We start from the raw sequence: 3,310 nt of genomic DNA, 5'->3' as shown, positions 1-3,310 counted from the left end.
TTTTTTGATTTTGAAATTCAAAAATAAAATTTGATTTGCCCGCTATCCGATATATTTGATCTAATACCTGAAAAATATTTTCTTGTTTTATTGGTTTTACCAAAAAATCAAATGGCCGATTGTGAAAAAGCTGTAACGCATATGATTCTTTTGAGGATATATAAATCAAAAACAAATTTTCATTTTCCATAACATTTCTTATATATTCTCCCACTGAAACTCCATTTTCACCTGGCAATTCTATATCCAAAAATAAAATATCTATGTCTTCTTTTTCCATATCTTTCAAGAGTTCCTCACCTGAATAACAAACTTCTACAGTCAGTCTAATCTTTTTCTCTTCTGCATATTTTAAAAGTAACGTCTCCAACTCTGAACATGTACTCTTTTCGTCGTCACAAATAATTGCTTTCATAATCTCCTTTGCTATCTCCTGTTTTTTGCATTTTCTAAAAGTCCCAGTTACAGTATAATAAAAAACATCACAACTAACAAACTTCCAAGACATATCCTCTTATATTTACAACATAAACAAAATTTGTGTAGAACTCCTTACCGCCTGATCAGATGCATACAAAAAAAGCAAGCTGCCTTCTCTGTAAACCAGAGCCGCCAGTCTGCTTTTTTATATAATTTGTCAATATTTTATTTCTTTGTGATGAATCCTTTTGCTTTCAGAGTCTCTGCGCAGAGAACAGCTCCGCCGGCAGCGCCTCTTACAGTATTGTGGGACAGGCCCACAAATTTATAATCGTATACAGTATCCTCACGAAGACGTCCAATAGAAACTCCCATGCCGTGTTCGTAGTTTACATCCTCGGTTACCTGCGGACGGTTGTCCTCTTCCAGATACTGGATAAACTGCTTCGGTGCACTTGGAAGCTCAAGCTCCTGCGGAACACCTCTGAAGTTTTTAAGCGCTTCGATCAGCTGCTCTTTGGTTGGTTTTTTACGGAATTTTACGAAAACAGCTGCTGTATGACCATTCAGTACCGGTACACGGATACACTGACAGGTGATTACAGGTTCCTGTGCAGGAACGATCACACCATCCTCGATCTTGCCCCACAGTCTCAGAGGCTCTTTCTCACTCTTCTCTTCCTCTCCGCCGATGTATGGAATGATATTGTGCTCCATTTCCGGCCACTCTTTAAAGGTCTTGCCGGCTCCGGAAATTGCCTGATATGTAGTAGCCACTACTTCATACGGCTCAAATTCCTTCCATGCTGTCAGCACCGGAGCATAGCTCTGGATAGAGCAGTTCGGTTTTACTGCGATGAAGCCTCTGGTTGTTCCCAGACGTTTCTTCTGGAATTCAATCACGTCAAAATGCTCCGGGTTGATTTCCGGAACTACCATCGGAACATCCGGTGTCCAGCGGTGTGCGCTGTTATTGGAAACAACCGGCGTTTCGGTTTTTGCGTACTCTTCTTCAATGGCCTTGATCTCGTCCTTAGACATATCTACAGCAGAGAATACAAAGTCAACGGTTGCCGCAACCTTCTCTACCTCATTTACATTCATTACCACAATTTTTTTCACTGCTTCCGGCATCGGAGTATCCATTTTCCATCTTGCGCCTACTGCCTCTTCGTAAGTTTTTCCTGCGCTTCTGGCACTTGCTGCAAGTGTCACTACCTCAAACCATGGATGATTTTCCAGAAGAGAAATAAATCTCTGTCCTACCATTCCGGTAGCTCCTAAAATACCGACTCTCAGTTTCTCGCTCATAATAAATCTCTCCTCACTTTATGTCTTTGTATTGCATACATTTGTCTTTCTTGTACATACTATACCACTTTATGGAAAAATGCAAGTATTTTTTTATTTTCTTTTTCAATTATTCTCAAGATATTCCCTGTTGGCTGAGATAACTTTTTCCATAACCTCTGCTCCCGGCGCTCCATAAGTACAGCGTTTTTCCACACAGGTCTTCATGCTGATGGCCTCATAAATGTCTTCCTGAAAAACAGGACTGATCTCTTTGTAAGTTTCCAGGGGCAGTTCATCCAGGGAAATCCCTCTGTCAATACAGGTCAGTACCAGACGTCCCACAATGCCATGGGCATCACGGAAAGGAACACCGTGATTTACCAGATAATCTGCTGCGTCTGTTGCATTGGTAAAGCCGTTCTTTGCGCTTGCTTCCATAACATCCTTACGGAACTCCATGGTAGATACCATGCCGGTAAACAATGCCAGGCAGCCTTTTACCGTGTCAATAGCATCAAAGGTCAGTTCCTTGTCCTCCTGCATATCTTTGTTGTATGCTAGCGGAATTCCTTTCATGGTTGTAAGAATAGACATCAGAGCCCCGTACACACGCCCGGTCTTTCCACGAAGAAGCTCCGCAATGTCAGGGTTCTTCTTCTGGGGCATGATACTGCTTCCTGTACTGTAAGCATCATCGATCTCTACAAAACGATACTCATTGGAATTCCACAGAATAATCTCCTCGGAAAAACGGCTGAGATGCATCATCACCGTAGACAGGGCAGAAAGAAGCTCAATTACATAATCTCTGTCTGATACAGAATCCATACTGTTTCTGGTAGGCTCGTCAAAGCCCAGAAGCTCTGCTGTATAGTCCCTGTCAAGAGGATAGGTGGTTCCTGCCAAAGCGCCTGCTCCCAGAGGACAGGTGTTCATTCTTTTTCGGATATCTGCCATGCGGCTTCTGTCTCTGCGGAACATCTCAAAATAAGCGCCCACATGATGAGCCAGGGTAACCGGCTGCGCCTTCTGAAGATGAGTAAATCCAGGCATGTAGGTATGGATATTTTCCTCCATAATCTTCTGAAGAGCTATAAGAAGTTCCTTCAACTCCTGATCAATGGCATCGATCTCGTCTCTTATATAAAGCTTCATATCCAGAGCCACCTGATCGTTACGGCTTCTTCCTGTATGAAGTTTTTTGCCCGGATCCCCGATACGGTCGATCAGATTTGCTTCCACAAAGCTGTGAATATCCTCATACTCGGAAGTGATCTCAAGCTTCCCGGATTTTACGTCTTCAAGGATTCCCTCCAGCCCCTCCAGAATCTGGTCTCTTTCTGTTTCTGTAAGGATTCCCTGCTTTGCCAGCATTTTTACATGGGCTTTGCTGCCTCGGATGTCCTGCTCATAAAATTTCTGATCAAAGGAAATAGACGCATTAAAATTATAAACCAGTTTGTCCGTCTCTTTTGTGAAACGTCCTCCCCATAGCTGTGCCATAATCATTCCCCCTCGTTTTTGTGTAATATTAAACTAAGTGTTCCCAGTATAACACATTTTTTTATAAAATCAAAGAGAAAATATATCTTTTATG

Annotated in this window: 3 protein-coding genes; all 3 read right to left on the bottom strand. The window is 42.3% G+C overall.

Going from position 1 to position 3,310, the window contains the following annotated elements; all coding sequences use genetic code 11:
* Positions 1-415 (bottom strand): response regulator (locus tag RDS42_RS13520; protein ID WP_308784114.1); only part of this gene is annotated, 415 nt, incomplete at its 3' end.
* A gap of 230 nt (positions 416-645) precedes the next feature.
* On the bottom strand, positions 646-1,731 hold the full coding sequence (gene asd / locus RDS42_RS13515; protein ID WP_177296993.1) for an aspartate-semialdehyde dehydrogenase: 1,086 nt from the start codon (positions 1,729-1,731) through the stop codon (positions 646-648).
* 105 nt (positions 1,732-1,836) lie between these two features.
* Positions 1,837-3,216 carry an argininosuccinate lyase gene (gene argH / locus RDS42_RS13510; RefSeq protein WP_308784113.1) on the bottom strand — a complete coding sequence of 460 codons (1,380 nt, stop codon included), beginning with the start codon at positions 3,214-3,216 and terminating at the stop codon, positions 1,837-1,839.
* Positions 3,217-3,310: the final 94 nt, after the last annotated feature.

The sequence above is a fragment of the uncultured Blautia sp. genome (genome assembly GCF_902497045.1).
Taxonomy (GTDB): domain Bacteria; phylum Bacillota; class Clostridia; order Lachnospirales; family Lachnospiraceae; genus Blautia_A.
This window is presented reverse-complemented; position numbering and strand designations above follow the sequence as displayed.